Origin of the sequence: Streptomyces sp. NPDC001407, assembly GCF_042895325.1 — a bacterium.
Classification (GTDB): Bacteria; Actinomycetota; Actinomycetes; order Streptomycetales; family Streptomycetaceae; genus Streptomyces.
Genome location: NZ_JBIAWF010000017.1, coordinates 120,754 through 146,809 on the forward strand (window position 1 = coordinate 120,754; position 26,056 = coordinate 146,809).

A 26,056-nucleotide genomic window follows, 5' to 3' on the forward strand; every position below is an offset into this window, starting at 1 on the left:
ATCACGCCCCGATCCCGTAGAGCGAGTGGGTCCACGAGAACTGGTCGTTGTTCACGTACCAGCTGTGCGAGGCCCAGTTGTAGCGGTTGTTGGACGGCCACGGGTCGCCCCAGTAGACCCAGCTGCTGGAGTCGTCGTACCCGTAGAGGACGTGCATGTGGCCGCCGCCGGAGGACCACTGGATGCGGGTCTCCATGGGCCGGTTCGCGTTGATCTCCCTCTGCACGGTCGTGTAGCGCAGCCAGCCGCTCACGTACGAGCCGGAGTTGATGCCCGCCCAGTTCAGGGCGTTCTGCACATTGCCCAGGGTGGCCTGGTTGTTGGGGCACTCCGAGCCCTGCTGCCGGTTGAAGGCCGCGTTGCAGAACTGGTTCTGGCTGTAGCCGCGCCCGAACCAGGTGGCGATGGTGTTGCCCGAGCCGGCCCAGCACCAATTCGTCTTCTGCTGGGCCTGCATGGTGATGTTGAGCTTCTTGGACGCGGCGAAAGCCTGGTGGTCGCCGCCGGTCGCCGCGCTCGCCGTGGTGGGGACGGCGATCAGGGCGGAGGCGACGAGCGCGGCGACGGACAGCCGTCTGCCGCGTATACGGCTCTTTCCGGTCGTTTTCTGTTGTGCCGATGCACGGGACATGGACGTTCCTCCCGAGGCGGGGGGTTGAGACGGAGGAGCGCGTCCGGACGCTGATCAGGAGCATCAGGGTGTTGTCAGTGACCGGTCAACAGGTTTCAATGCTGGGTGAGCCGGCGGTGTGAACAGCGCGAACCGGATGTGAACGGCCGGTGCCCGGTCAAGAGGATCACAGCGGTCCGGTGAGCCGGATCGATCCCGCCGCCGGTGAATATTCACAGAGGGGCGAGCGGATGGCACACAGCGGCGCAGCGGCCGACGCGGCCGAGAACGAACTTGCGCAGACCCTGCGCACCGGGCCGTTCCATCTGGCGCTGCGCACCGCGCTGTCCGTACGCGGCCTCGCCCTGCACCGGGTGCAGCACCGGCTCGCGCAGCGCGGCGTACGGGTCGGGGTGACGAGCCTCAGTTACTGGCAGCAGGGCGCGCGCAGACCCCAGCGGGCCGAGTCGCTCCGGGCGGTGCGCGCGCTGGAGGAGGTGCTGGAGCTGCCCCCGCACTCCCTGAGCCGGCTGCTCGAACCGGCGTCACCCGGCCCCGGGGCGGAGCGGCCCGCGGCCCGCTCCTACCGCTCCCTGGTCGAGGAGTCACGGGCGCTGGAGCGGCTGCTGGCGGAGCTGGAGTCACCGGCGGACGGCGGGCTGCACACCGTCTGCCATCTGGAACGGGTCCTGATCGGCGCCGGACGCGAGCTCCGGGAGCGCGACTCGCAGCACGTCGTCCGCGCCCACCGGGACGGTGTGGACCGCTATGTGGCCATCCACCACGGCGACGCCGGCTGCGACCCCGGGCAGGTGGCGGTGCGCGCCCTCGAGAACTGCCGGGTGGGGCGCGTGCGCTGGCACGCCGGGGCGGGCGTCCTCGTCGCCGAGCTGCTCTTCGACACCCGGCTGCGGGCCGGGGAGACCTACGTCTTCGGCTACGGCTTCGAGGACGGCACGGCGGGGCCGAGCAGCGAGTACGTCCGGGGGTTCAGCTTCGCGGGCGGGCAGTACGTCCTTCAGGTCCGCTTCGACAGCGCGGCGCTGCCGGTGCGCTGCCGCAGATTCGCCCAGAGCTCCGCGGGCGCACCGCGCGCCGGGCAACAGGAACTGACGCTGGCGGGACGGCACCGCGGAGTGCACCTGGTGGAACAGGGGGTGCGGCCGGGCATCGTGGGGATCACCTGGGACTGGACGTGAGCGGTGGCCGCTTCTCTGGACTCCGTCCTCGGCCACATCAGCCTGTCCGGATCAGCCCGTCCGGCGCTTGAGGACACCGCCGCGCAGCGGTGGTGCGGCAAGGACGACCCGCGGCCCGGCCACAAGAGCAACCGAACCACCCGGCGCCCGCCGCCAGGCGTCACGCGTCAGGGCCCGCGATCAGCTTGCCGTCGGCCAGCTTGACCGGGACGGCGGGCAGGGGCGCGCCGGCCGGGCCCTGGAGCACCTTGCCGGTGGCCGGGTCGAACTTGCTGCCGTGGCACGGGCAGCTGATCTTCCCGTCCTCGATCTTGTCGACGACGCAGCCCGCGTGCGTGCACACCGCGCTGAACGCCTTGTACTCCCCCTTGGCGGGCTGCGAGACGACCAGGCGCTGCTCGCGGTAGAGCCGCGCTCCGCCGACGGGCACGTCGGCCGGAGCGCCGAGCTCCACGGGGGCGGTGGGCGCGGCCGCGCCCTTGCCGCCGCCGGAACCGCCGCCCGTGCACGCGGTGACGCCGAGCCCCGCGGCACCCACCAGAGCGGCACCGCGCAGCACGGTGCGGCGGTCCGTACCGGGGACGGTCGGGTCGGTGGGGTCAGCAGGGGCTGTCATGGGTGCTCCAACGGTGCGCTGCGAATACAACGCGTCGACCCTACCGGCACCCTGAATTCCACTTGCGGCCCCTCGGGCGGTCGGCGCCGTGGCAGGCTGGGCCCGGCGTGAACCCGGCAGGAAAGGATGCTCCCTCGTGATCGTCATAGCCGGAGAGGCCCTGATCGACCTGGTGCCGTCTCCTCTGCCACCGGACGGCGAGGGCGGGCTGCCCGCGTTGCTGCCACGGCGCGGCGGAGGCCCGTACAACACAGCTGTCGCACTGGGGCGGCTGGGCAGTCCGGCCGCCTTCTGCTCCCGGGTGTCGGCGGACGGCTTCGGCGAGGCCCTGCTGGACGGCCTCCGGTCCGCGGGGGTCGACGTCTCGCTGGTACGGCGCGGGCCGGAGCCGACGACGCTCGCGGTGGCCGACGTGGGGGCGGACGGCTCCGCGGGCTACGCCTTCTACGCGGAGGGCACCGCGGACCGCCTGTTCGAGCTCCCGGGGCCGCTGCCGGAGGCGGTGTCGGCGCTGTGCCTGGGCACGTGTTCGCTGGTGCTGGAACCGGGCGCGAGCGCGTACGAGGCGCTGCTGCGCCGGGAGGCGGAGCGCGGGGTCTTCACGCTCCTCGACCCCAACATCCGGGCGGGCCTGATCCCCGACGCGGACGCCTACCGCGCCCGCTTCCGCTCCTGGCTGCCGCATGTGACCCTGCTGAGACTGTCCGAGGAGGACGCCCGGTGGCTGGGCGGCTCCCCCGAGGAATGGCTGGCCGAGGGACCGGCCGCGGTGGTGATCACCCACGGGGCGGCGGGCCTGTCCGCACACACCCGGGACGGCGCCCGGCACACGGCCCCGGCCCCCGCGGTCGAGGTCGTGGACACGATCGGTGCGGGCGACACGGTGAACGCGGCGCTTCTGCACGGGCTCGCGACATGTGGGGCACTGTCGCGAGAGAGCCTGGCCACGGTGGCCTGGCCTCCCCTCCTCGACTTCGCGGCTCGCGCGGCGGCCTCCACGTGCTCCCGCGCGGGGGCGGAGCCGCCTTGGGCGGCGGAGCTTGCTCTGTAGGGCCTCTTCCCGGGTGCGGGTGTGTTGTGGCTGGGGTGGGGTGGCCTCAATCGCCGGCCGGGCTTGGGCGTGTGGTGGGTGCGCTTTCCGCTGGGTGCGGGGGCGGTTCTGGGTGCGGGTCCGATGTCTTGTGCGGGTTGTGTGCGCCTGCGGCGGGCGGCCTCAATCGCCGGCCGGGCTCGGGTGGTGGCGGGTGCCGGGGGTGGGGCCTCCGGGCTGGGAACCTGGAACGCGGTGCGGAAACCGTAAGACGTATTGGGTGCCCTGAAGTCGCACCGCGTTCCATAACCCCACCCTCCGACCCCACCCCCTCCCGCCGGAGGGCAAGTGCGGGCACGTCCGGCTTCGGGGTGCGCATTCAGCCCGTCCGGCGATTGAGGACACGCCCGAAGGGCGTTCCCGCCGCTGGGGGCACCTCTGGGGGAGGTAGCTGGGGGAGGCAACGGACCCGAGGTTCGGGGTCTGGGGCGGAGCCCCAGTTTCGGGAAGGGGCGGGGTAGGGGAACAAAGCCCGCCGCAGGCGCCAACCGGCCCGCAGTCGGGGGTCTGGGGCAGCGCCCCCCACGCGGCGGAGCCGCACATCAGACGCAGCCGGGAAGGGGCAGGGTGGGGAAAAGCTCGCCGCAGGCGCCCACCCACCCCCACCCCCACCGGCTACGCCTTCCGCACCCGAGCAGCCACCTTCTTCGCAGGCGCAGCCTTCGCAGAAGCCGCCACCTTCTTCGGCGCAGCCCTCTTCTTCCGCGCAGGCGCCGCAGGCGAATCACTCACCCGGTCCCCGAGAAGCTCCCGCAGGAACTTGCCGGTGTGACTGTCCGGCACGGAAGCCACCGCTTCCGGCGTGCCCTCCGCGATGACGAGGCCGCCGCCGCTGCCGCCCTCCGGGCCCATGTCGACAACCCAGTCGGCCGTCTTGATGACGTCGAGGTTGTGCTCGATGACGATGACGCTGTTGCCCTTGTCGACCAGCCCCGACAGCACGGCGATCAGCTTGCTGATGTCCTCGAAGTGCAGGCCCGTGGTGGGCTCGTCGAGGACGTAGACCGTGCGTCCGGTCGAGCGCTTCTGCAGCTCGCTGGCGAGCTTCACGCGCTGGGCCTCGCCGCCGGAGAGCGTCGGCGCGGACTGTCCGAGGCGGACGTATCCGAGCCCGACCTCGTTCAGGGTGCGCAGGTGCCGCGCGATGGTCGGCACCGCCTCGAAGAAGTCGAGCGCCTCCTCGATCGGCATGTCCAGCACCTCGGCGATGGACTTGCCCTTGTAGTGCACCTCCAGGGTCTCCCGGTTGTAGCGCGCGCCGTGGCAGACCTCGCACGGCACGTACACGTCCGGCAGGAAGTTCATCTCGATCTTGATGGTGCCGTCGCCGGAGCAGTTCTCGCAGCGGCCGCCCTTGACGTTGAAGGAGAAGCGGCCCGGCAGATAGCCGCGCACCTTCGCCTCCATCGTCTCCGCGAAGAGCTTGCGGATGTTGTCGAAGACGCCGGTGTACGTCGCGGGGTTGGAGCGCGGCGTGCGGCCGATGGGCGACTGGTCGACGTGGACGACCTTGTCGACGAGGTCGTCGCCGTCCACGCGCGTGTGCCGCCCGGGGACGGCGCGGGCGCCGTTGAGTTCGCGGGCCAGGTGGGTGTAGAGGATGTCGTTGACCAGCGTCGACTTGCCGGAACCGGAGACGCCGGTGACGGCCGTGAGCACGCCGAGCGGGAAGGACACGTCGATGTCCTGGAGGTTGTTCTCCCGGGCCCCGCGCACGGTCAGCCGGCGGTCGAGGTCCACGGGCCGGCGCTCGAACGGCGTGGCGATGGCCTTCTTGCCGGAGAGATACTGCCCGGTCATCGACTCCTTGTTGCGCAGCAGGTCCTTCAGGGGCCCGCTGTGCACCACCTTGCCGCCGTGCTCACCGGCGCCGGGGCCGATGTCGACCACCCAGTCGGCGACCTTGATGGTGTCCTCGTCGTGCTCGACGACGATCAGGGTGTTGCCCATGTCCCGCAGGCGCACGAGGGTTTCGATGAGACGGTGGTTGTCGCGCTGGTGGAGGCCGATGGAGGGCTCGTCCAGTACGTAGAGGACGCCGACGAGACCGGAGCCGATCTGGGTGGCGAGCCGGATGCGCTGGGCCTCGCCGCCGGAGAGGGTGCCCGCGGCGCGGTTGAGCGAGAGATAGTCCAGGCCGACGTCGACCAGGAACCTCAGCCGCTCGTTGACCTCCTTGAGGACGCGCTCGGCGATCTTCTTCTCGCGGCCGGTGAGCTTCATGTCCCGCAGGAAGTCGGCGCATTCGCTGATCGACATCGCGGCGACCTCGGCGATGGACCGCCCCTGCACGGTGACCGCGAGGACGATCGGCTTGAGGCGGGTGCCCTCACAGGTCGGGCAGGGCACCTCGCGCATATAGCCCTCGAAGCGCTCGCGGCTGGAGTCGCTCTCCGCCTCGGAGTGGCGCCGCTTGACGAACGGCACCGCGCCCTCGAAGGCCGTGGTGTAGGCGCGCTCGCGGCCGTAGCGGTTGCGGTAGCGCACCTCGATCTGGGTGCGGTGGCCGTTCAGCAGCGCCTTCTTGGCGCGCTGCGGCAGCCCGGCCCAGGGGATGTCGGTGCGGAACCCGAGCTCGCCGGCCAGGGCTCCCACGAGGCGGTTGAAGTAGTCCTTGGTGTGGCCGTGCGACCAGGGGCTGATCGCGCCCTCGTCCAGGGACTTGTCCTCGTCGGGGACGATCAGCTCCGGGTCGACCTCCATGCGGGTGCCGATGCCGGTGCAGTCCGGGCAGGCTCCGAAGGGCGAGTTGAAGGAGAAGGAGCGCGGCTCCAGCTCCTCGAAGGACAGGTCGTCGTACGGGCAGTAGAGGTGCTCGGAATACATCCGCTCACGCTCGGGGTCGTCCTCGGCGAGGTCCACGAAGTCGAGGATCACCATGCCGCCGGAGAGGCCCAGCGCCGTCTCGATCGAGTCGGTGAGCCGGCGCTTGGCGCTGTCCTTGACGGTGAGGCGGTCGACGACCACCTCGACGGTGTGCTTCTCCTGCTTCTTGAGCTTGGGCGGCTCGGAGAGCTGGATGGTCTCGCCGTCGACACGGGCCCTGCTGTAGCCCTTGGTCTGGAGGTCGGAGAAGAGGTCGACGAACTCGCCCTTGCGCTCGCGCACCAGCGGCGAGAGCACCTGGAAGCGGCTGCCCTCGGGCAGCTCCAGGACCTTGTCGACGATCGCCTGCGGCGACTGCCGGGAGATGGGCCGGGCGCACTCGGGGCAGTGCGGCTTGCCGATGCGCGCGAAGAGCAGGCGGAGGTAGTCGTAGACCTCGGTGATGGTGCCGACCGTGGACCGCGGGTTGCGCGAAGTCGACTTCTGATCGATGGAGACGGCCGGGGACAGACCCTCGATGAAGTCCACATCGGGCTTGTCCATCTGCCCCAGGAACTGCCGTGCGTAGGAGGAGAGGGACTCGACATAGCGACGCTGCCCCTCGGCGAAGATCGTGTCGAACGCGAGGGACGACTTGCCCGACCCGGAGAGCCCCGTGAAGACGATGAGGGAGTCGCGGGGGAGGTCGAGCGAGACGTTCTTGAGGTTGTGCTCGCGAGCGCCACGGACGATGAGACGGTCAGCCACGCGGGTCGGCACCTTTCTTGAGAACGGTGGGATGTGCCGCATCCCCGACCCAGGGTATGGGGGCCGCGGCGCGGATGTCGGATCCGATGCCACACACGAGCCTATAGCACGCACATTCGAATTACGGCGGGAGACGAGCTACTTCACCCGGACGAGTGGCGGCGCTATCGTCGCCGCATGATTGATCATGTGCACGACCTGGCATCTGTACGTGAAGCGACCGACCGGCTCCTCACCGCGGTCGCGGAACTGGACAACGGCGCCGTCGCCGAACCGTCACGGCTCCCCGGCTGGACCCGTGGTCATCTGCTCACCCACCTCGCCCGGAACGCGGACGCCCTGGGCAACGTCCTGCGCGGACTGCCGATGTACGCGAGCGGCGAGGCGCGCGACGCGGACATCGAGAACGGCGCGGGCCGCCCCCTGGACGCCCAGCTCGCCGACCTCCGGGAGAGCGCGGACCGCCTCGCGGAGACCGCCGGCGCCGTCGACGACTGGACGCGCACGGTCACCCTGCGCAACGGAGTGACCGACACCGCCGCGCGCGTCCCCTTCCGGCGGCTCACCGAGCTCGCGCTGCACCACGTCGACCTGGGCATCGGCTACGAGCTGACGGACCTGCCGGACGACCTCCTCGGCCGGGAGATCGACTACCTCGCCCAGCGCTTCTCCGGCCACGCGGACCTGCCCTCCGTCACCGTCACCGCGACCGACGGGCGGCAGTGGCACACCGGCCGCGCGGACGGCATCGCGGTCACCGTCACCGGCGCCGCCCCCGCCCTGCTCGGCTGGCTCGCCGGACGCGGTGACCGCGGCGCCGGACTGCGGACCGACGGCGCCCCGCTCCCGGCGCTGCCCCCGCTATAGGCTTGAAGCCATGACGTACAGCGGAGCGGTGAAGGTCGGCGGCCCGGCGGATGTGCACGAGCTGACCGACCTGATGATCTCGAAGGTCGCCGTCGGACCGATGGACAACAACGCGTATCTGCTGCGCTGCCGCGCGACGGACGAGCAGTTGCTGATCGACGCCGCGGCCGAGCCGCACACCCTGATCGGCCTGATCGGGGACAGCGGCATCGCCTCGGTCGTCACCACCCACCGGCACGGCGACCACTGGGGCGCGCTGCGCGAGGTCGTGGACGCCACCGGGGCCCGCACCTACGCGGGCCGCTACGACGCCGAGGGCATCCCCGTGCCGACGGACGTACCGGTCGAGGACGGTGACACCATCCGCGTCGGCCGCGTCGAGCTCACCGCGCGCCACCTGACCGGCCACACGCCGGGCAGCATCGCCCTGGTCTACGACGACCCGCACGGCCACCCGCACCTGTTCACCGGCGACTGCCTCTTCCCGGGCGGCGTCGGCAACACCCACGGCGACCCGGAGGCGTTCGCGAGCCTCCTGGACGACGTCGAGACCAAGCTCTTCGGCCAACTCCCGGACGAGACCTGGGTCTATCCCGGCCACGGCGCCGACACCACCCTCGGCGCCGAGCGCCCCCACCTCGACGAGTGGCGCGCCCGCGGCTGGTGACCCCCGTCCTGTGAAGCGAGAACGGTAAGGACCGCCGGCCATGGCCGGCGGTCCTTACCGTTGCCCCCGGGACCAGGTCGCGAGGCGCCGCCACGCACCCGCACCGCCGACCTCTCCGCGCGCCCCCGGCCGTACCCCCGCACGCCCCGTTGCCTCCCTCCCCACGCGGAAGTTGGGCACTACATGCGATCCGACCGATCCCCGGGCGAACGTCCGCCGGCCATGCTCCGCCTGGCAGCCGCGTCCCTGGTGGGCACCGCCATCGAGTTCTACGACTTCTTCGTCTACGGCACCGCGGCGGCCCTCGTGCTCGGCCCGCTGTACTTCCCGACGGTCTCGCCACTGGCCGGCACACTCGCGGCCTTCGGCACCTTCGGGGCGGGGTTCGTCGCGCGGCCGCTCGGGTCGGTGTTCTTCGGTCACATCGGCGACCGGCGCGGCCGCCGCCCGGTCCTGATCATGTCCCTGCTGCTGACGGGCATCGCGACCGTCGCGGTCGGCCTGGTGCCCACCTACGCCACGATCGGGGTCGCGGCACCGGCCCTGCTGGTCGTCCTGCGGTTCGCGCAGGGCTTCGGAGTCGGCGGCGAGTGGGGCGGTGCCGTGCTGATCACAGCCGAGCACGCCCCGGCCGGCCGCCGCGCGCTGTGGTCGAGCCTGCCGCAGATCGGCCCGCCCGTGGGCTTCCTGATCGCCAACGGCATCACGCTCACCCTGTCGGCCACGCTCACCGACGCGCAGTTCCGCTCCTGGGGCTGGCGGGTCCCGTTCTGGTTCGCCGGTGTCCTCGCGGTGGGCGGGCTGCTGCTGCGCGCCCGCCTCTCCGAGACCCCGCAGTTCCGCGAACTGGCCGACCGGGGCGACCGGGCGGAGGCGCCCTTCGCGGAGGTCGTACGCGGCCACTGGCGGCTCGTCCTGCTCACCGCCGGGGGGCTGGCCGTCGCCTACGCGCTCTACTACGCGATCACCACGTGGTCCCTCGCCTACGCGACCGAACGGCTCGGTGTCGACCGCACGGTCATGCTCGGCTGCATCATGGCGGCAGTCTCGGCGTCGGCCCTGGTCACCCCGGTGTTCGCCTACCTCGGCGACCGCTACGGGCGCCGCCCGCTGTGCCTGGCGGGCTGCGCCGCCGTGGCACTGTGGGCGGTCCCGCTGATCGCCCTGCTGCACACCGGCCGACCGCTGTGGATGGTGCTCGGCTTCCTGGTCGCGACGCTGGCGTTCACGACGATGTTCGCCGTCGTCGCGGCCTATCTCCCCGAGCTGTACGAGCCCCGGGTGCGCTGCACGGGCGCGGCCGTGGGCTACAACCTCGCCGGGGTGCTGGGCGGCGCCGTCACCCCGCTGGTCGCGACCGCGACGGCGCGGGGCGACGGCCCGCCGTGGGGCGTAGCGGCCTATCTGACGGCCCTCGCGCTGCTCGGCCTGGGCTGCTTCGCGCTGCTCCCCGAGACCCGCCCGGCGACCGCCGAGGGCCCGCTCGCCGAGGCCGCGCCCGCCTGAAAGGGGCGCCCCAGGGATCAGACCCGGGCGCTGTCGGCCACCGCTTCGGCGGCCTCCTGCTTCTTGGACGCGCGCAGGCTGGTGACGGTGGTGACGACCAGCACCGCGCAGATGACGCCGAGCGAGACCGGGATGCTGATCTCGGGCACCCCCACGCCGTTCTCGTGCAGCGCGTGCAGGACGAGCTTGACGCCGATGAAGCCGAGGATCACCGACAGGCCGTACGAGAGGTGGACCAGCTTCTTCAGCAGGCCGCCGATCAGGAAATACAGCTGTCGCAGCCCCATGAGGGCGAAGGCGTTGGCCGTGAAGACGATGTACGGGTCCTGCGTCAGGCCGAAGATCGCCGGGATGGAGTCCAGGGCGAAGAGGACGTCGGTGGTGCCGATCGCCAGCATGACGATCAGCATCGGCGTCATCAGGCGCTTGCCGTTCTCGACGACGAACAGCTTGGTGCCGTGGTAGCGGTCGGTCGAGGGGAAGCGCTTCTCGACGAGCTTGAGGAAGCGGTTCTCCTCGAACTCTTCCTCCTCCTCGTCGGCCCGCGCCTCCTGGATGAGCTTCCAGGCGGTCCAGATGAGGAAGGCGCCGAAGATGTAGAAGATCCAGGAGAAGTTGGCGATGATCGCCGCGCCGGCGCCGATGAAGACGGCGCGCAGGACGAGGGCGATCAGCACACCGACCATGAGGACGCGCTGCTGGTAGATCGGCGGCACCGCGAACTTCGCCATGATCAGCACGAAGACGAAGAGGTTGTCGACGCTCAGGGACTTCTCGGTGATGAAGCCCGCGAAGAACTCGCCCGCCGGCTCGCCGCCGCCGAAGAGCAGCAGCCCGAGCCCGAAGAGCCCGGCCAGGGCCACCCAGACGACGGTCCAGACACCGGCTTCCTTGAGGGAGACCTCATGCGGTTTGCGGCCGCCGATGAAGAAATCGGCGGCGACGAGGGCGCACAGACCGAGAATGGTCAGCACCCACAGGGTCAGGGAGACGTCCACTGTTCCTCCGGCACGTCGTACGGCAACTGGTCAGCGTCGTCGCTGCCGGAGGAGCACCGGGGTACACCACGGGCGCCTCCGTACAAAAACAGTACAGGAAGACCCAAGCGAAGGTAAAGGAAAAGCCAAAAGACCTGGTCAGATGCCGTATGCCTGACGGGCTTGCCCCACCTGCCGGAGCACCTGCCGCAGCACGTCGCTCCCCGGCGGGACGACCGGCGGCTCGTACGTCCAGGTGTGCCCGACCCAGGGGTCGGCGAGGTGGTCGTCGGCGACCGGGGTGATCCGCAGCAGGGCGCGCCAGAACGGGTCCAGCACCGGCCCGTACGCCCGCGCGTCGGCGCGGTCGGCGACCATCATCAGGTGCACGCCCACGGACGGCCCCTCGTCCGCGAGATAGCGCAGCTGCGTCACGCCCCGGTCGTCGAACCCGTGCGGGAAGTCGTTGACGACGAGCAGCTGCTCCGCGGTGTCGAGGTCCGGCGGCAGCGCGTCGGCAGCGCCGCTGCGGATCGCCATCTGCACCAGGTCGACCCGCCGCGTCAGCCGGTCCAGCACCGCGGACACCCCCTGCGCACCGGCCGCGGGCGCCTCGCGCAGCGCACCGGAGCTCAGCAGCGGCGCGAGCGACGCCCCCGCGGCCCCGGCCGGGTCGATGACCTGCACCGTGAAGTCGGCGACCGGGTGGACGGCCAGCAGCCGGGCGGCGTGCGCGACCGCTGTGTCCATCGCCCGCCGGCGCAGCTCGGCCGTGGCCGGCAGGGCCGCCTCCGGGCCGGAGGGCCGCCCGCTGTCGATCCACAGGCCGCGCTCCAGCGGCAGCCGCACCAGCATGGGGATGCGCAGGTCCGTGCGCTCGGGCAGGTGCAGATCGCCCAGCCGCAGCGCCATGGGCGTCTCCAGCGGCAGCTGGTACCCCTGCCAGACGGGGCTGTCCCAGCGGGCGAAGGCCGGCGGCAGCGCGTGCTCGACGACCTCGGACTCGGCCACCAGCCGGCCGAGGTCACGGTCGAGCACGGCGCGCGCCCGCGTGGCCAGATCCTCGTGCCGGGCCCGCGCCTCGGCGCGGGCGGCGTCCGCGGCCGGGCCGACCCGGGTCAGCGGGTCGGAGAGCACCTCGTCCAGCTCGCGCTCCAGGCGCGACTCCGCGAAGTCGACCGCGCTGCGGTACGCGGCGGCCGAGCGGGCCAGGTCCTCGAACATGCCCCACACCTGGTTGTAGAGGCGCTCGTCCATCGTCCAGCCGTTGGCGTCCCCCGCGACGGGCGGCGCGGGCCGCTCCGGCCCGGAGGCGGGCTCTGCGGGCCCGGGAGCGGCCGCGGGTGCCGAGGCCCGGCGGCGAGGGTGTTCGTAGCTCACGCGGCTGCCCGGAGACGCGGACGGGGTGCCGGACGCGGGGGCCGGGGACGGAGACGGGGCCTGTGCGGGCGGGGGCGCGACCGACCGGGCCATGCCCTGGGCCACCGCCGCCTCGATGGCGGCCGCCGTGCCGGTGGCGTCCGCGAGGCCCTGGTCGTGGAGCATGGCGACGAGACCGCCCGCGTACCCCTGGCCGACGGCGCGCACCTTCCAGCCGCCCTGCCTGCGGTACAGCTCCAGGGCCACGACCGCCGATTCGGAGTCCAGGCCGGTGACCGTGTAGCTCGCGACCTCGGCCCCGTCGAGGCCGGTGACGGCGACGAACGGCGCGGCCATCGCGCCGAAGCGGGCCGGGCCGCCCTGGCCGGCCGGGAGGGCCAGCAGGACGTTGACGTGGTGGACGGACTCCGGGAGCGCGTCCAGGTCGACGGCCAGCCGGTGCTCGGCCGCGGCCTGCCGGGACACCTCCAGACCGGGCAGCCGGTGCGAGGCCGGGTGCGCGACGCTCCGCTCACCGGCCACCCTGCCGTCGGCACCGCCGAGCGTGGCGCCCGCCACGACCGCCTCGGCCGCCGAGACGCGGATCTCCAGTCGGGTCTGCGCCAGCGGGTGGTTCTGCCCCCGCGTCAACTCGGCCGTCATGCCCGCTCCCCCTCGTGTTCCGTGCCCGCGCGGCGTCGTCCCCCGCCGCACGTGTCGTACTCGCCGTGCCGAGCGCCCGGTGCGCCCGCGGGCCCGGCGGATGCTCACTCCGCCGGGCCCGGTCGCCGCTTCCGCCGGTATGTCCTACAGGCTCGGCAGGATCGCCGGCATGAGGTCCTGGAAGGTCCGGCCGTTGGCCGGCGTACCGATCGCGGTCATCTGCCAGCCGGCGCCCGAGCGGTGCACCTTGGCCATGATCTGCGCGGTGTACGGGCCGCCGCCGTCGAGGGTGTAGCGGGCCAGCTCCTGGCCGGTGGTCTCGTCGACCAGGCGGCAGAACGCGTTCTGCACCTCGGCGAACGTCTGGCCCGTGAAGGAGTTCACAGTGAAGACGATCTGGTCGATGTGCACGGGAACGCGCTGGAGGTCGACGAGGATCGCCTCGTCGTCACCGCCCTTGCCCGCGCCGCCGACCAGGTTGTCACCGGTGTGCCGGACCGAGCCGTCGTCGCTGACCAGGTGGCGGAAGAAGACCACGTCCACCGGCTGGCCACCGGCGAAGAGCACCGCCGACGCGTCGAGGTCGATCTCCTTGGTGCGCGACCCGAACAGTCCGCGGCGGGGTGCGGACTGCCAGCCCAGCCCCATCCGTACCGCGGTCAGGGTGCCCCCGTCGGCCTTCTGCAGGCTGATGCCCTGACCCTTGGACAAGTTGACCGTCACGCGCAGTCCCTTCTCGTGCTTCCCCGGCCGCGCGTTCGCACGGCCACGCGACCGACCCTACGCAGAGCCGCGGACGCCCCCACCGCTCGGGCGCCCTTTTGTGGCGGTCTTGCAACATCCCGCGGCCGCGCCCCCGCCGCCGTCAGGCCAGGCCCGCCTCCTTCATCTGCCGCAGCTCCTTCTTCAGCTCGCTCACCTCGTCACGCAGCCGCGCGGCCACCTCGAACTGGAGCTCCGCGGCGGCGGCCCGCATCCGGTCGGTCATGTCCTCGATGAGCTGGGCGAGTTCGGCGGCCGGACGGTCCGTCGCCACCGCCGCCTTGGCCTTGCCCTTCGTCTTGGCACCGGCACCCTTGCCCGCCGGCGCCGTCGGGACCGGGGCCTTGCCCTTCTCGTCCTTGCGATAGCCCGTGCCCAGCAGCTCCTGGGTGTCGATCTCCTCCCGGGCGAGGGAGGCCACGATGTCACCGATCTTCTTCCGCAGCGGCTGCGGGTCGATGCCCCGCTCCTTGTTGTACGCGATCTGCTTCTCGCGGCGGCGGTTGGTCTCGTCGATGGCCTTCTCCATCGCGGGAGTGACCTTGTCCGCGTACATATGGACCTGCCCGGAGACATTGCGCGCGGCACGGCCGATGGTCTGGATCAGCGACGTCCCCGACCGCAGGAAGCCCTCCTTGTCGGCGTCGAGGATGGCCACGAGGGAGACCTCGGGGAGGTCGAGGCCCTCGCGCAGCAGGTTGATGCCGACCAGCACGTCGTACTCACCGGCACGCAGCTCGCGCAGCAGCTCCACGCGGCGCAGCGTGTCGACGTCGCTGTGCAGATAGCGCACCTGGATGCCCAGCTCCAGGAAATAGTCCGTGAGGTCCTCGGCCATCTTCTTGGTGAGGGTGGTGACCAGGACGCGCTCGTCCCGCTCGGTGCGCTGACGGATCTCGTGCACCAGGTCGTCGATCTGGCCCTCGGTCGGCTTGACGACGACCTCGGGGTCGACAAGGCCGGTGGGGCGGATGATCTGCTCCACGAAGCCGTCGGAGCGCGACAGCTCGTACTTCCCGGGCGTCGCCGAGAGATAGACGGTCTGCCCGATGCGCTCGACGAACTCCTCCCACTTCAGCGGCCTGTTGTCCATCGCCGACGGCAGCCGGAAACCGTGCTCGACCAGGGTGCGCTTGCGGGAGGCGTCCCCCTCGTACATCGCGCCGATCTGCGGGACGGTCACGTGCGACTCGTCGATGACGAGGAGGAAGTCCTCGGGGAAGTAGTCGAGGAGGGTGTTGGGCGGGGAGCCGGGCTCGCGGCCGTCCATGTGCAGCGAGTAGTTCTCGATGCCCGAGCAGGAGCCGATCTGCCGCATCATCTCGATGTCGTACGTGGTGCGCATGCGCAGCCGCTGCGCCTCCAGCAGCTTGCCCTGCTTCTCCATCCGGGCGAGGGTCTCCTCCAGCTCCCGCTCGATCCCCGCGACGGCCTTCTCCATGCGCTCGGCACCGGCGATGTAGTGGCTGGCGGGGAAGACGTACAGCTCCTGGTCGTCGGAGATGACCTCGCCGGTGAGCGGGTGGAGCGTGGAGAGTGCCTCGATCTCGTCGCCGAACATCTCGATGCGGACGGCGAGCTCCTCGTAGACCGGGAAGATCTCGATGGTGTCGCCGCGCACGCGGAAGGTGCCCCGGGTGAAGGCCAGGTCGTTGCGGGTGTACTGGATCTCCACGAAGCGGCGCAGCAGCTCGTCGCGGTCGATCTCCTGGCCGATCCGGAGCGGAACCATCCGGTCGACGTACTCCTGCGGCGTGCCCAGGCCGTAGATGCACGACACCGAGGCGACCACGACGACGTCACGCCGGGTGAGCAGAGAATTCGTCGCCGAGTGGCGCAGGCGCTCGACTTCCTCGTTGATCGAGGAATCCTTCTCGATGTAGGTGTCCGACTGCGGTACGTACGCCTCGGGCTGGTAGTAGTCGTAGTAGGAGACGAAGTACTCGACCGCGTTGTTCGGCAGAAGCTCCCGGAACTCATTCGCGAGCTGGGCTGCGAGGGTCTTGTTGGGTGCCATCACCAGGGTCGGCCGCTGGAGCTTCTCGATCATCCACGCGGTGGTCGCCGACTTTCCGGTGCCGGTCGCGCCGAGCAGCACGACGTCCTTCTCGCCTGCCCGGATGCGCCGCTCCAGGTCGGCGATGGCCGTGGGCTGGTCGCCGCTGGGCTGGAAGGGGCTGACGACCTCGAAAGGCGCCACCTTGCGTTCGATCTTCGATACGGGCCGCATGGGTCCACGGTACGACCCCCCACTGACAACGGCCGGGCGCCGGACGCCGGGCCCCCGCGTCCCGGAGCGAGGACCCCGTATGCGCCGCCGCCCCTTCCCCGCCGCGGCCGGTGCCCTGCTGTGTCTGGCGGCCCTCCTGTTCGGGGCGCCCCCGGCGCGGGCCGCCGCGCGGATCCCCGTCACCATCGGTCACCGGGGCGTCCCGGTGCGGGCCCCGGAGAACACCCTCGCCTCGATCGACACGGCCGCCCGCCTGGGCGTGCGCTGGGTGGAGAACGACGTCCAGCGCACCAGGGACGGCGCCCTGGTCGTCCTGCACGACACCACCCTGGAGCGGACCACCGACGTCGGGCGGCGCTTTCCGGGCCGCGCACCCTGGAGGGTCGCGGACTTCAGCCTCGCGGAGGTCGAGCGGCTCGACGCGGGCAGCTGGTTCGGCCGCCGGTTCGCCGGGGAACGCGTGCCGACGCTCAAGCGCTATCTCCAGCGCGTCACCCACAACCGCCAGCGGCTGCTGCTGGAGCTCAAGTCCCCGGGCCGCTACCCCGGCATCGAGCGGCAGCTGGTGGCCGAGCTGCGCCGCGCCGGGTGGCTCGGCGCGGCACGCGTCCGGCACGATCTGGTCGTCCAGAGCTTCGACGCCCGCTCCCTGCGGATCTTCCACGCGCTGCGCCCGGACGTGCGGACCGGGCTCCTGGGCGCGCCGAAAGCGGCGGAGCTGCGCGCGGACGCGGCCTTCACCGACCAGATCAACCCGGATCAGCGCGGGGTCACCGCCGGGTGGATCCGCTCGGTCCACGCGGTGCGGGGTCCGCACGGGAGTCCGCTGGAGGTCTCGGCGTGGACCGTGGACGACGGTGACAGGGCCGTCGCACTGGCCCGCATGGGGGTGGACGCGGTGATCAGCAATGCCCCGCAGGTCGTGCAGGCGGCGCTGGCCGAGGAGGACCCGGTGCCGCCGGGCCCGCCGCTCCCCTTCCCGGAGGCGGCCTTCGGCGTCTTCTGACCCAACGCCCTTCAGGCGGACGGCACTTCCCGCGAGCGCGGGACGCCGGCCGATGACGGGAATGCCTGTGGCCCGTGCGACGGGAACGTCCTACGCTGGGCCGTGTGACGGACGTGGAACAGAAGAGCCCGCAGCCCGGGGCGCGCGCATGGGCCTGGACGACGATGGAGGCCCCCGTCGGACCCCTGGGGCTCGCCGCGACCTCGGAAGGACTGCTGGAGGTCGTCTTCCACGCCGACGCGAAGCGGGCGGCCGAGGCCGTCGACCGGCTCACGCACCGCCTCGGCACCGGGCCCACGCCCCCGCCCTCCACCGCGCACGGCCTCCTCACCGAGGCGGCGGCCGAACTCGAGGCGTACTTCGCCGGCCGCCGCGAGACTTTCTCCCTCCCGCTGGACTGGTCGCTGACCTCGGGCTTCAACCGGCGGGTGCTGCGCGAGCTGGCCGCCGGGGTCCCGTACGGCACGGTCGTCAGCTACCAGGACCTCGCCGACCGCGTCGGCGAGGCCGGGGCCGCGCGGGCCGTGGGCGTGGCGATGGGCAGCAATCCCCTGCCGGTCGTGGTGCCCTGCCACCGCGTCGTCGAGAGCGGCGGCGGACTGGGCGGATTCGGCGCGGGCCTGGAGACCAAGAGGGCCCTCCTGTCACTCGAAGGAGTGCTCCCCGCGCCGCTTTTCTAGGGGTTACGCGGCTTCCAGGGAGGGGACAGGAGCCGATAAGGCAGGCACGATTTCTACGAGTTGACGTCCTCCCCCCTCTGCAGCAGGGGGATTCCTGGCTTACGCTGCCTGACGGACCGGCGGCCGTCAGGTCTTCCACGATCAGCGCCAGCCACTTCCCCCCGGCCAGGTGGATGCTGGTAGTGGGAGATGGTGTGCGATGCGTAGCGGCAATGAACCCATGAACGCCCGCAGCCCCCTGCGCCTGCGGTGCGGGCTCGCCGCGTGGGGGCTCGCCTGGGCCGTCGCCGGGACCGTGCTCTTCGCGCTGGCCGGGCACCCGGGGTGGGCGGTGGCCTGCGCGGTGCTGGCCGTGGTGACCGCGGTCGATCTGGGCCTGGTCATCCGGCACATCCGGCAGGGCCCGCACTTCCAGCCGGGGCGGGACGTCCCGCCGTACGAACCGGTGCGAGGCGACCGGCGCACCGGTGGCCCCCGCTGAGGCGGGCCCGCCCGGGGTCAGCTCGCCGCCGGGAGGCCGAAGTCCGCGCCGGAGATCTCGGCGAGCTCGGCGACGACGCTCAGCAGCGGGGCCCGCAGCTCCGCCAGCGCCGTGCGCAGGGCGGGCGCGTCCGCCCAGGACTGCTCATGGGCGACCGGGCTCGCACCCTCCGGGCACAGCGCCTCGTGCGCCGCGAGCCGCGGATGCCACTCACTGGTGAACGGACGGAGGATGCGGTTGAGGAGGTCGTAGGCGATGCCGTGCACGGTGCGCACGCCCTTCGCGGCCGGCTGGTCGGCGGCGAGGTTGATGCTGTACTGCCGCAGCGTGGACCGCGTGAACGGGAACATCGCGTGCAGCGAACCGAGCGCCTCGCGAAGGCTGCCCGAGCCGGGAGCGAGCTCCTGGACGCCGATGCGGGTGGCGAGTTCGACCTGGATGTCGAAGGCGGCCATGCGCTCCAGCTCGCTTGGCGCGGCGTCCCGCTGCGCGGGCATGTACGGCCTCATCTGCGACTCCCTCGTGCTCGTGCCGGTCACGCCGGGACGGCCTCCGATGCGCTCCAGGGTAGTGCCGTACGGGGTGCGCAGCGTCTGGAGCACGGCGTGGCGCAGCTGCTCGGCGCGGGCCGGCTCGGGGTCGTGCCGCAGCCACGCGTGCAGGATCAGCGGGTGCACCGACCAGGCACCGCTGCCCGCCGGGGCCAGGAGACTGCGGCCGTGGAGCTCGGCGATGCCCGCGTCGAGGCGGCGGGCCGTCGCGATGTCCGGGACAGCCACCGCAGCCGACAGGGCGCGCACCGCGTCGTCCCTGGTCAGCGGCGTAGGAGAGAAGGCGGCGGCGAGGCGGAGCACATCCATCGCGGACGGCCCGGCGGCGGGCACGTCGCGCACCAACGCCGCCGTCACCTCGGCGGGATAGCCCGTGGGCAGCGCCCGGCGCCGCGCGAGGACGTCGAGGAGGGAACGGCCAGGGGTGTGGAAGCGGTCGTGGAGAGCGGTGTAGCCGTCGGCGGCACCCGACGCCAGGAGATCCAGGGCGAGGGGGTGCCCGACGACAGCGGCGCACAGCGCGCGTGCCGCCGCCTCCTCGTCGGGGCCGGAGGGCGTGACGTCGTGGGTGAGCAGCGCGTACGCCGCGTCGTCCCCCAGCGGCCCCGGCTCGACCGCGGTGGCCAGCGCGTCGTACATCCGGCTGCGGGTCGTGAGCAGGGTGCGCCCCAGTGGATGCGGCGCGCACAGACGGCCCACCTGCTGGGTGGTGAGCCCGCCGGGGAGGTCGTCGACGATCCAGAGGAACGGTTCACCGACGTACGCGAAATGGTCGTGCAGCCGCGCCACGACCTCCTCCGCCGCGCCCTCGCCCGACAGGCCATGGGTGGCCGCCAGCGCGCGAAGCCCCTTGTCGTAAGGGGCGTGGGAACCACCCGCATCGCGGGCGAGCCAGTGGATACCACCTGGGTAGGCGGCGGCGAACCACGTCGCGTACTCCTGGGCGAGCAGCGTCTTGCCCATCCCCGCCGCGCCCCGGATCTGCACCGGGCGGGCGGTGGTGTGACCAGTGGTGAGCGGCGCGGCGTGCCGGTGCAGGGAGCTGTGCACCTGCCACAGCCACGGCAGCCGGCCGGTGAAAGCGGGGGCCGGCGAGGGTGCCGGGCCCGGCAGCCAGTACGGGGCGGGCGCGGTCTCCGTGGCCCCGATCGGGCCGTCGAGCGCGGAGACGTGGGCCGTCACGTCCGCGACCAGCGCGTCCAGCGCCACCGGCCCGGCCGGGAGCGCCCAGTGCTTGGCGTCCCGCAGCTCGACAGGGTGGATGTGATCCGCGGCCGGCTCGGGGTTGACGACCATGACGCGGCGCCGCGGGTCGCCCTCGCGCAGCCCCGCGAGGTAAGCGGCCGTCAGCTCCCACTGGCATGCCTGCCGCTCGGGATAACCGGCCGAGTAGCAGGCCAGCAGCGCCTTCGAGCGGGACAGGCCGTCCCGGATCGCGTCGCTGATGCCCGCGAACCCGGCGACGGCGACCTCGTCGACGAAGACCTCCAGGCCACAGGCGATCAGCCGCTCGCGCAGCGGCGCGACGCGGTGGGCGTCACCACGGCTGTAGCTGAGGAACACGTCCCAGGTCCGGGGGCTCGATCCCGCCACGCTCACGTCTCCTTCTCCCCTGCCGCGCACCGTCCTCGCCGGCTCTTCCGCGCCGGATACCGACGGTGTTCGGGCCGATCCCCTGCCTCCCGGCGGCCCCTAGCCTACTGTGGGGGTTCGGGGAGGAAGATCATGCGACGGAAGCGCAACGCCGCCGGCCGGGCCAGGCCGAAGCAGATCACGGTCCGGATGGCGATCCCGCTGCTGGGGGACATCACCGGGGTCTGGGAACCTGTCGAGGCCGAACGGAAAGCCGCCTGGGAGCTCTACGCCGAGCTGGCCACCCGGATATCGACCGTGGAACTCGGGCCGGACGAAGGCTTCCTGAGGGAGGCGCTGTCCTCCTTCTACAGCCTCTTCGGCACCACCCGTGACATCCTGCGCCGCTACGGCCCCGACGTCGCCCCGCGCCGCGGCCCCGGCCAGATCACCTTCGGGGCACTGGCCGTGACCGTCCTCAACCAGGCGCTGCGCCCGGTGCTGGCGAACTGGCACCCCCGCCTGGCCGCGTACGAGTCGCTGCGCCCGGCGGACGTGGACCCCGTCTCCTACGAGCGGGGCTGGGAGCACGCGGCGGCGCTGCGGGAGGAGGTGGCGCGGGTACGGGAGGTGCTGGTCGCCCTCGCGAACGCGCTGGCCGAAGTGGCGGGCTCGGCGGACCTGCTCCGACCGGCCACTATGCCCTACCCCCCCCCGGAGGCCGGACGGGCTGATGTGAGGGGCCCGGGCGCGCGGGTGCTGGGGTCCGCCCGCGGGGCGGGCCGGGCGCCCAATTCACGCGGTGCGGGATCCGCGGGCCTCGCCGCCGTCGCCTTGCGCCGCGAGGAAGCGGCGGGCTTCGGCCATGTGCCGCTCACGGTCGGCGGCGGGCATCGCCCCCCATTCCGCGTGGGCGGCCCGCACCCGCTCGGCGAGCGCGGTGGCGTACGGGCCGACGCGCAGGGCTTCGCGCAGTCCGATGCGCCCGGAGAGAATGTCGCGGGCCATTTCCTGGAGGACTTCCCCGGCGCCGCCTTCCGCCATTTCCTGAAGTCCCCGGCGGACCGCGCGCGCCTGGGCCCGGTCGCGGCCCGGAGCGAGGAACTCCTCGTGCCCGACTTCTTGTTCACGCACGGTGTTCACCCATGCCGCTCTCCCCGTCCCGGCTGTACGGCAGGGACGGCAACTGCGGGAAATCATCGAGCACGACAGCCAATTCGCCGCCGATGTCCGCGAGTTGTCCGTACACCGCGTCGATTCTCATCTGGAGCATGTTGACCGTCTTGGTCACCTCGCCCCACAGGTCGCAGATCCGCAGGACCTCGGTGGCCGCCAGGCCGTAGCCGACGCCGGCGCCCCAGCCCGTCCAGGCAGTCAGGCCGCCCGCCGCCCAGGCGATCGCGGCCGTCGCCGCGGCGTCCCCGATCAGGCCCATCAGCTGCCCCACGGCCTCACCGGTCATCGAGACCCCGTGGGCCGCCACGAGGCATTCCCCCCGCATGGTCTCCAGCGAGCCCTTGATGTCGCGCAGCTTTCCGCAGAGAGAGGCGAAATAGGCGTCGGCGGCGGTCGCCGCCTCCCCCTGCCACGCCTCGCCCAGCGACCGCTTCCCCGACTCGATGTTGGTGGCGACGCCTTCGCAGAATCCGGCGAGATTCGCCCACGCCTCGGCACTCCGCGCGTACGCCTCCCAGTCCCCGGCGAAGTATTTCCTGCCCTCTTCCAACGGGTCGAAGGCAAGGGCGAAATCCAGCACCTTGGACATCCAGAACGACGGACTGACCAGATCACCGGCGGCATTGAGCGTATCGATCGGCGACGTGAAATCCTCCGGCGCGCGAGGCGGCCGGAGGCAGTCGGTGGGCCGGACCACGTCCCGGATGTCCGTGCCGCCGGTCACGGCCGCACCTTCCGGCGGGCCGCGTCCATCCTCGCCGCCTCCCGCAGATCCGACGCGCGGTAGTCACCGGCCGCCCGCTCGACCTCGTCGGCCGAGGCCCGCAGCACGCGCTCCAGCCGCCCCATGGCGGCCGTCACCGTCTCCGCCAGCTCGCCGTGCAGATCGATGACCCTGGTCAGCAGGCCCTGATCCGTCGAACCGATGGCACCGTGCCGCCGCACATAGCCCTGCGCCTCGGCGGCATCGTCCGCGGCCCGGCGCAGCAGACCGGAGAAGCCGTGTAACCGTGTTGCTGGAACAGACAGGACCATGCGGGAGAGTTCGCTTCCGTAGCCGGGACCGGTTCGACGCGGCCGCATGCTAACGCAACGCGCGCACCGGCCGCTCGAACTCCCTCACCCGATCGGGGAGTTGACCACCACCCCGGGATCTGCCCTACTGTGCGGCCCGCTCCCGCAGCCGCGCCCAGACCTTCTCCACCTGCGGAGCCAGCGCTTCCAGCGGACCGTCGTTGTCGATCACGAAGTCGGCCACGGCCAGGCGCTCTTCACGCGTCGCCTGCGCCGCCATGCGGGCGCGCGCCTCGTCGGGGGTCATGCCGCGCAGCCGTACGAGGCGGTCGAGGCGGGTCTCCGTGCCGGCGTCGATGACGACGACCAGGTCGTACAGCGGCGCCAGGCCGTTCTCGGCGAGGAGGGGCACGTCGTGGACGACCACCGCGTCCGGCGCGGCCGCCGCTTCCAGCTCGGCGGAGCGCGCCCGGACGAGGGGGTGGACGATGGCGTTCAGCGCGGCCAGCCGCTCGGGGTCGGCGAAGACGATCGCGCCCAGCCTGGGGCGGTCGAGCGCGCGCTCCGCGGTCAGCACCTCCGCACCGAACTCGGCGACGACGGCCGCGAGTCCCGGCGTGCCCGGCTCGACCACCTCACGCGCGATCCGGTCGGAGTCCACGACCACCGCCCCGTACGAGGCGAGCAGCCGTGACACCTCACTCTTGCCCGCGCCGATTCCACCCGTAAGACCGACCTTCAGCATGGGCCCCACGGTAGCGGGCGGCACTTCAGTGACCGCCGTCGCCCTCCCGGTCGGCGAGGAAACGCTCGAACTCGGCACCCAGCTCGTCCGCCGACGGCAGCTCGACGGGCTCGGCGACGAGATTGCCGCGCGTCTCGGAGCCGGCCACCGCGTCGTACTGGTGCTCAAGGCCCCGGACCAGCGCGACCAGTTCCTCGTCGCCCTCGCCGATCTGACGCTCGATCTCCTCCTGCGTCCGCAGCGCCTCGGTGCGCAGCGCGTGCGCGGCGTTCGGCAGCACCAGGCCCGTGGCGGCGGTGACCGCCTCCAGGGCGGTCAGGGCGGCGTCGGGGTAGGGCGAGCGGGCGACGTAGTGCGGGACGTGCGCGGCGACACCGAGGACGTCGTGGCCCGCCTCCGCGAGCCGGAACTCGACGAGCGACTCGGCGCTGCCGGGCACCTGCGCCTGGTCGAAGTAGCCGCGGTGGCCGGGCATCAGGTCCGTGCGGTTGCCGTGGGGGGTGAGGCCGACCGGCCGGGTGTGCGGCACGCCCATGGGGATGCCGTGGAAGTTGACGGACAGTCGCACGCCGAGCCGCTCCACCAACTGCCGCACGGCGGCGGCGAAGCGCTCCCACTCCACATCCGGCTCCGGGCCGGTGAGCAGCAGGAAGGGTGCCCCGGTGGCGTCCTGCACCAGGTGCAGCTCGATCTTCGGCGTCTCGTAGGCGCTCCAGCGGTCGCGCTGGAAGGTCAGCAGGGGGCGGCGGGCGCGGTAGTCGATGAGCCGGTCGTGGTCGAAGCGCGCGACCACCTGGTGCGGCAGACCGTCCAGCAGCCGGTCGACGATCAGTTCGCCGGTCTCCCCCGCGTCGATGTAACCGTCGAAGTGGTAGAGCATGACCAGTCCGGCCGTGTCCTGGGCCAAGGCCAGGTCGGCTACGGCGAGCCCCTTGGGCTCCCATTCGTACAAACCCTGCGGATCCAACACAGTGACCGTTCCTCCTCATGTTCCGTACGGGGGAACGCCGGTGGAGGCCCGGCCCATTCCCGGCGGCCGGATGACGACACAGTGCGGACATACTCCACAAGGCCGGGAGGGCATGAGAAAGGCCCGCTCCCCGAGGGGAACGGGCCTTTCTCAGTCAGCTGTCAGCTGTCGGTCGGTCGGAGCCTCAGCTCTGGCCGCCGGCGAGCTTCTCGCGGAGCGCGGCGAGCGCCTCGTCCGACGCCAGGGCGCCGGAGTTGTCGGCCGACTCCGAGGAGTACGAACCGCCGGAGACGTTGCCACCGGTGGAGGCGGCGGCCGGAGCGGCGGCACCCTCAGCGGCGGCCTGCTCGTCGGCCTCGCGGGACTTGATGACCTGCGCCTGGTGCTGCTCGAAGCGCTGCTGCGCCTCGGCGTACTGGCGCTCCCACTCCTCGCGCTGCTTCTCGTAGCCCTCGAGCCAGTCGTTGGCCTCGGGGTCGAAGCCCTCGGGGTAGATGTAGTTGCCCTGGTCGTCGTAGGACGCGGCCATGCCGTACAGGGTCGGGTCGAACTCGACCACGGACGGGTCGGCACCGAAGGACTCGTTGGCCTGCTTCAGCGAGAGGCTGATGCGACGGCGCTCGAGGTCGATGTCGATGACCTTGACGAAGATCTCGTCGTTGACCTGGACGACCTGCTCCGGGATCTCCACGTGGCGCTCGGCCAGCTCGGAGATGTGGACCAGGCCCTCGATGCCCTCGTCGACGCGGACGAACGCACCGAACGGAACGAGCTTGGTGACCTTACCCGGGACGACCTGACCGATCTGGTGGGTCCGGGCGAACTGCTGCCACGGGTCTTCCTGCGTCGCCTTGAGGGACAGGGAGACGCGCTCGCGGTCCATGTCGACGTCGAGGACCTCGACGGTGACTTCCTGGCCGACCTCGACAACCTCGGACGGGTGGTCGATGTGCTTCCAGGACAGCTCGGAGACGTGGACGAGACCGTCGACGCCGCCCAGGTCCACGAAGGCACCGAAGTTGACGATGGAGGAGACGACGCCGGAGCGCACCTGACCCTTCTGGAGGGTGGTGAGGAAGGTCTGGCGGACCTCGCTCTGGGTCTGCTCCAGCCAGGCACGGCGGGACAGGACCACGTTGTTGCGGTTCTTGTCCAGCTCGATGATCTTGGCCTCGAGCTCCTTGCCCACGTAGGGCTGGAGGTCGCGGACGCGGCGCATCTCGACGAGGGAGGCCGGCAGGAAGCCACGGAGGCCGATGTCGAGGATGAGACCACCCTTGACGACCTCGATGACGGTACCGGTGACGATCCCGTCCTCTTCCTTGATCTTCTCGATCGTGCCCCAGGCACGCTCGTACTGAGCGCGCTTCTTGGACAGGATGAGGCGGCCTTCCTTGTCCTCCTTCTGGAGAACCAGGGCCTCGATCTCGTCGCCGACCTTGACGACCTCGTTCGGGTCGACGTCGTGCTTGATCGAGAGCTCGCGGGAGGGGATGACACCCTCGGTCTTGTAACCGATGTCGAGCAGGACCTCGTCCCGGTCGACCTTCACGATGACGCCGTCGACGATGTCGCCGTCGTTGAAGTACTTGATCGTCTCGTCGATCGCGGCGAGGAAGGCTTCCTCGTTACCGATGTCGTTGACCGCAACCTGCGGGGTGGTGGCGGTGGTCTCGGTGCTGCTCGTCATGTGGGTAAAGGCTCCGGTACGGACAGTGAGTCGTAGGTACTGCTACGCCGAG

22 protein-coding genes are annotated in these 26,056 nt (G+C 71.7%); 8 read left to right on the forward strand and 14 right to left on the reverse strand.

Translation table 11 applies throughout. The features are described from left to right. Position 1: 1 nt before the first annotated feature. Positions 2-631: a papain-like cysteine protease family protein gene (locus ACFY1P_RS23315; protein ID WP_361535562.1), complete on the reverse strand. Its 630-nt coding sequence runs from the start codon at positions 629-631 to the stop codon at positions 2-4. Positions 632-861: 230 nt separating this feature from the next. On the opposite strand from ACFY1P_RS23315, the gene ACFY1P_RS23320 reads away from it, so the two are divergent. After that, positions 862-1,809 (forward strand): hypothetical protein, encoded by a 948-nt coding sequence (locus tag ACFY1P_RS23320; protein WP_361535559.1) that lies wholly within the window; start codon positions 862-864, stop codon positions 1,807-1,809. Between the two features lie 160 nt (positions 1,810-1,969). On the opposite strand, the gene ACFY1P_RS23325 is transcribed toward ACFY1P_RS23320, so the two are convergent. Beyond that, positions 1,970-2,425, reverse strand: coding sequence for a Rieske (2Fe-2S) protein (locus ACFY1P_RS23325; protein WP_390751753.1), 456 nt, complete (start codon positions 2,423-2,425; stop codon positions 1,970-1,972). Between the two features lie 136 nt (positions 2,426-2,561). On the opposite strand from ACFY1P_RS23325, the gene ACFY1P_RS23330 reads away from it, so the two are divergent. Then, positions 2,562-3,476, forward strand: a complete 915-nt coding sequence (locus ACFY1P_RS23330) for a carbohydrate kinase (RefSeq protein WP_390751754.1) — start codon at positions 2,562-2,564, stop codon at positions 3,474-3,476. 654 nt (positions 3,477-4,130) lie between these two features. Here the strand turns inward: ACFY1P_RS23330 and uvrA are convergent. After that, positions 4,131-7,088, reverse strand: a complete 2,958-nt coding sequence (gene uvrA / locus ACFY1P_RS23335) for an excinuclease ABC subunit UvrA (protein ID WP_390751755.1) — start codon at positions 7,086-7,088, stop codon at positions 4,131-4,133. 177 nt (positions 7,089-7,265) lie between these two features. On the opposite strand from uvrA, the gene ACFY1P_RS23340 reads away from it, so the two are divergent. The 3 genes from ACFY1P_RS23340 to ACFY1P_RS23350 all read left to right on the forward strand — a co-directional run bounded on the left by ACFY1P_RS23340 (position 7,266) and on the right by ACFY1P_RS23350 (position 10,128). Continuing rightward, positions 7,266-7,955, forward strand: coding sequence for a maleylpyruvate isomerase family mycothiol-dependent enzyme (locus tag ACFY1P_RS23340; RefSeq protein ID WP_361535076.1), 690 nt, complete (start codon positions 7,266-7,268; stop codon positions 7,953-7,955). Positions 7,956-7,965: 10 nt separating this feature from the next. Beyond that, positions 7,966-8,622: an MBL fold metallo-hydrolase gene (locus ACFY1P_RS23345; protein WP_361535073.1), complete on the forward strand. Its 657-nt coding sequence runs from the start codon at positions 7,966-7,968 to the stop codon at positions 8,620-8,622. A 222-nt stretch (positions 8,623-8,844) separates the two neighbouring features. Continuing rightward, complete coding sequence (locus ACFY1P_RS23350) at positions 8,845-10,128, forward strand: MFS transporter (RefSeq protein WP_361535070.1); 1,284 nt, start codon at positions 8,845-8,847, stop codon at positions 10,126-10,128. A 17-nt stretch (positions 10,129-10,145) separates the two neighbouring features. Here the strand turns inward: ACFY1P_RS23350 and ACFY1P_RS23355 are convergent, their stop codons facing one another. The 4 genes from ACFY1P_RS23355 to uvrB form a co-directional block, all read right to left on the reverse strand. Continuing rightward, positions 10,146-11,126: a TerC family protein gene (locus ACFY1P_RS23355; RefSeq protein WP_361530351.1), complete on the reverse strand. Its 981-nt coding sequence runs from the start codon at positions 11,124-11,126 to the stop codon at positions 10,146-10,148. Positions 11,127-11,264: 138 nt separating this feature from the next. Then, positions 11,265-13,127 carry a TerD family protein gene (locus ACFY1P_RS23360; RefSeq protein WP_390751756.1) on the reverse strand — a complete coding sequence of 621 codons (1,863 nt, stop codon included), beginning with the start codon at positions 13,125-13,127 and terminating at the stop codon, positions 11,265-11,267. A gap of 144 nt (positions 13,128-13,271) precedes the next feature. Then, a complete protein-coding gene (locus ACFY1P_RS23365) occupies positions 13,272-13,850 on the reverse strand; it encodes a TerD family protein (RefSeq protein WP_361530345.1) in 579 nt (192 codons plus the stop codon). 142 nt (positions 13,851-13,992) lie between these two features. Then, the gene (uvrB, locus tag ACFY1P_RS23370; protein ID WP_390751757.1) at positions 13,993-16,119 is read right to left on the reverse strand and encodes an excinuclease ABC subunit UvrB; all 2,127 of its coding nucleotides are present in this window, start codon (positions 16,117-16,119) and stop codon (positions 13,993-13,995) included. 79 nt (positions 16,120-16,198) lie between these two features. Here uvrB and ACFY1P_RS23375 point away from each other — a divergent pair, with 79 nt between their 5' ends. The 3 genes from ACFY1P_RS23375 to ACFY1P_RS23385 all read left to right on the forward strand — a co-directional run bounded on the left by ACFY1P_RS23375 (position 16,199) and on the right by ACFY1P_RS23385 (position 18,286). After that, positions 16,199-17,125, forward strand: a complete 927-nt coding sequence (locus ACFY1P_RS23375) for a glycerophosphodiester phosphodiesterase family protein (protein WP_361530339.1) — start codon at positions 16,199-16,201, stop codon at positions 17,123-17,125. 164 nt (positions 17,126-17,289) lie between these two features. Beyond that, a complete protein-coding gene (locus ACFY1P_RS23380) occupies positions 17,290-17,805 on the forward strand; it encodes a methylated-DNA--[protein]-cysteine S-methyltransferase (RefSeq protein ID WP_390751778.1) in 516 nt (171 codons plus the stop codon). Between the two features lie 199 nt (positions 17,806-18,004). Beyond that, positions 18,005-18,286 carry a DUF6343 family protein gene (locus ACFY1P_RS23385; RefSeq protein ID WP_361530336.1) on the forward strand — a complete coding sequence of 94 codons (282 nt, stop codon included), beginning with the start codon at positions 18,005-18,007 and terminating at the stop codon, positions 18,284-18,286. 17 nt (positions 18,287-18,303) lie between these two features. On the opposite strand, the gene ACFY1P_RS23390 is transcribed toward ACFY1P_RS23385, so the two are convergent. The 7 genes from ACFY1P_RS23390 to rpsA all read right to left on the reverse strand — a co-directional run bounded on the left by ACFY1P_RS23390 (position 18,304) and on the right by rpsA (position 26,004). After that, positions 18,304-20,430: a TIR domain-containing protein gene (locus ACFY1P_RS23390; RefSeq protein WP_390751758.1), complete on the reverse strand. Its 2,127-nt coding sequence runs from the start codon at positions 20,428-20,430 to the stop codon at positions 18,304-18,306. 774 nt (positions 20,431-21,204) lie between these two features. Next, positions 21,205-21,543 carry a hypothetical protein gene (locus tag ACFY1P_RS23395; protein ID WP_390751759.1) on the reverse strand — a complete coding sequence of 113 codons (339 nt, stop codon included), beginning with the start codon at positions 21,541-21,543 and terminating at the stop codon, positions 21,205-21,207. Beyond that, entirely contained in the window at positions 21,536-22,309 is a 774-nt protein-coding gene (locus ACFY1P_RS23400; protein WP_390751760.1) for a hypothetical protein, read from the reverse strand. Before ACFY1P_RS23400 ends, ACFY1P_RS23395 begins: the two co-directional genes overlap by 8 nt. Next, positions 22,306-22,620: a hypothetical protein gene (locus tag ACFY1P_RS23405; RefSeq protein WP_361530321.1), complete on the reverse strand. Its 315-nt coding sequence runs from the start codon at positions 22,618-22,620 to the stop codon at positions 22,306-22,308. Before ACFY1P_RS23405 ends, ACFY1P_RS23400 begins: the two co-directional genes overlap by 4 nt. A 124-nt stretch (positions 22,621-22,744) precedes the next feature. Next, positions 22,745-23,344: a dephospho-CoA kinase gene (coaE, locus tag ACFY1P_RS23410; RefSeq protein WP_361530318.1), complete on the reverse strand. Its 600-nt coding sequence runs from the start codon at positions 23,342-23,344 to the stop codon at positions 22,745-22,747. 25 nt (positions 23,345-23,369) lie between these two features. Continuing rightward, a complete protein-coding gene (locus tag ACFY1P_RS23415) occupies positions 23,370-24,314 on the reverse strand; it encodes a PAC2 family protein (protein WP_361530315.1) in 945 nt (314 codons plus the stop codon). A gap of 184 nt (positions 24,315-24,498) precedes the next feature. Then, positions 24,499-26,004, reverse strand: a complete 1,506-nt coding sequence (rpsA, locus tag ACFY1P_RS23420; RefSeq protein WP_087928573.1) for a 30S ribosomal protein S1 — start codon at positions 26,002-26,004, stop codon at positions 24,499-24,501. Between the last annotated feature and the right edge of the window lie 52 nt (positions 26,005-26,056).

Excerpts from the sequence above, each read along its gene's own strand:
- ACFY1P_RS23315 (WP_361535562.1), bottom strand. The coding sequence starts at position 631 with ATGTCCCGTGCATCGGCACAACAGAAAACGACCGGAAAGAGCCGTATA.
- ACFY1P_RS23320 (WP_361535559.1), top strand. The coding sequence starts at position 862 with ATGGCACACAGCGGCGCAGCGGCCGACGCGGCCGAGAACGAACTTGCG.
- ACFY1P_RS23325 (WP_390751753.1), bottom strand. The coding sequence starts at position 2,425 with ATGACAGCCCCTGCTGACCCCACCGACCCGACCGTCCCCGGTACGGAC.
- ACFY1P_RS23340 (WP_361535076.1), top strand. The coding sequence starts at position 7,266 with ATGATTGATCATGTGCACGACCTGGCATCTGTACGTGAAGCGACCGAC.
- ACFY1P_RS23345 (WP_361535073.1), top strand. The coding sequence starts at position 7,966 with ATGACGTACAGCGGAGCGGTGAAGGTCGGCGGCCCGGCGGATGTGCAC.
- ACFY1P_RS23350 (WP_361535070.1), top strand. The coding sequence starts at position 8,845 with ATGCTCCGCCTGGCAGCCGCGTCCCTGGTGGGCACCGCCATCGAGTTC.
- ACFY1P_RS23360 (WP_390751756.1), bottom strand. The coding sequence starts at position 13,127 with ATGACGGCCGAGTTGACGCGGGGGCAGAACCACCCGCTGGCGCAGACC.
- uvrB (WP_390751757.1), bottom strand. The coding sequence starts at position 16,119 with ATGCGGCCCGTATCGAAGATCGAACGCAAGGTGGCGCCTTTCGAGGTC.
- ACFY1P_RS23375 (WP_361530339.1), top strand. The coding sequence starts at position 16,199 with ATGCGCCGCCGCCCCTTCCCCGCCGCGGCCGGTGCCCTGCTGTGTCTG.
- ACFY1P_RS23380 (WP_390751778.1), top strand. The coding sequence starts at position 17,290 with ATGGAGGCCCCCGTCGGACCCCTGGGGCTCGCCGCGACCTCGGAAGGA.
- ACFY1P_RS23385 (WP_361530336.1), top strand. The coding sequence starts at position 18,005 with ATGCGTAGCGGCAATGAACCCATGAACGCCCGCAGCCCCCTGCGCCTG.
- ACFY1P_RS23405 (WP_361530321.1), bottom strand. The coding sequence starts at position 22,620 with ATGGTCCTGTCTGTTCCAGCAACACGGTTACACGGCTTCTCCGGTCTG.
- coaE (WP_361530318.1), bottom strand. The coding sequence starts at position 23,344 with ATGCTGAAGGTCGGTCTTACGGGTGGAATCGGCGCGGGCAAGAGTGAG.
- rpsA (WP_087928573.1), bottom strand. The coding sequence starts at position 26,004 with ATGACGAGCAGCACCGAGACCACCGCCACCACCCCGCAGGTTGCGGTC.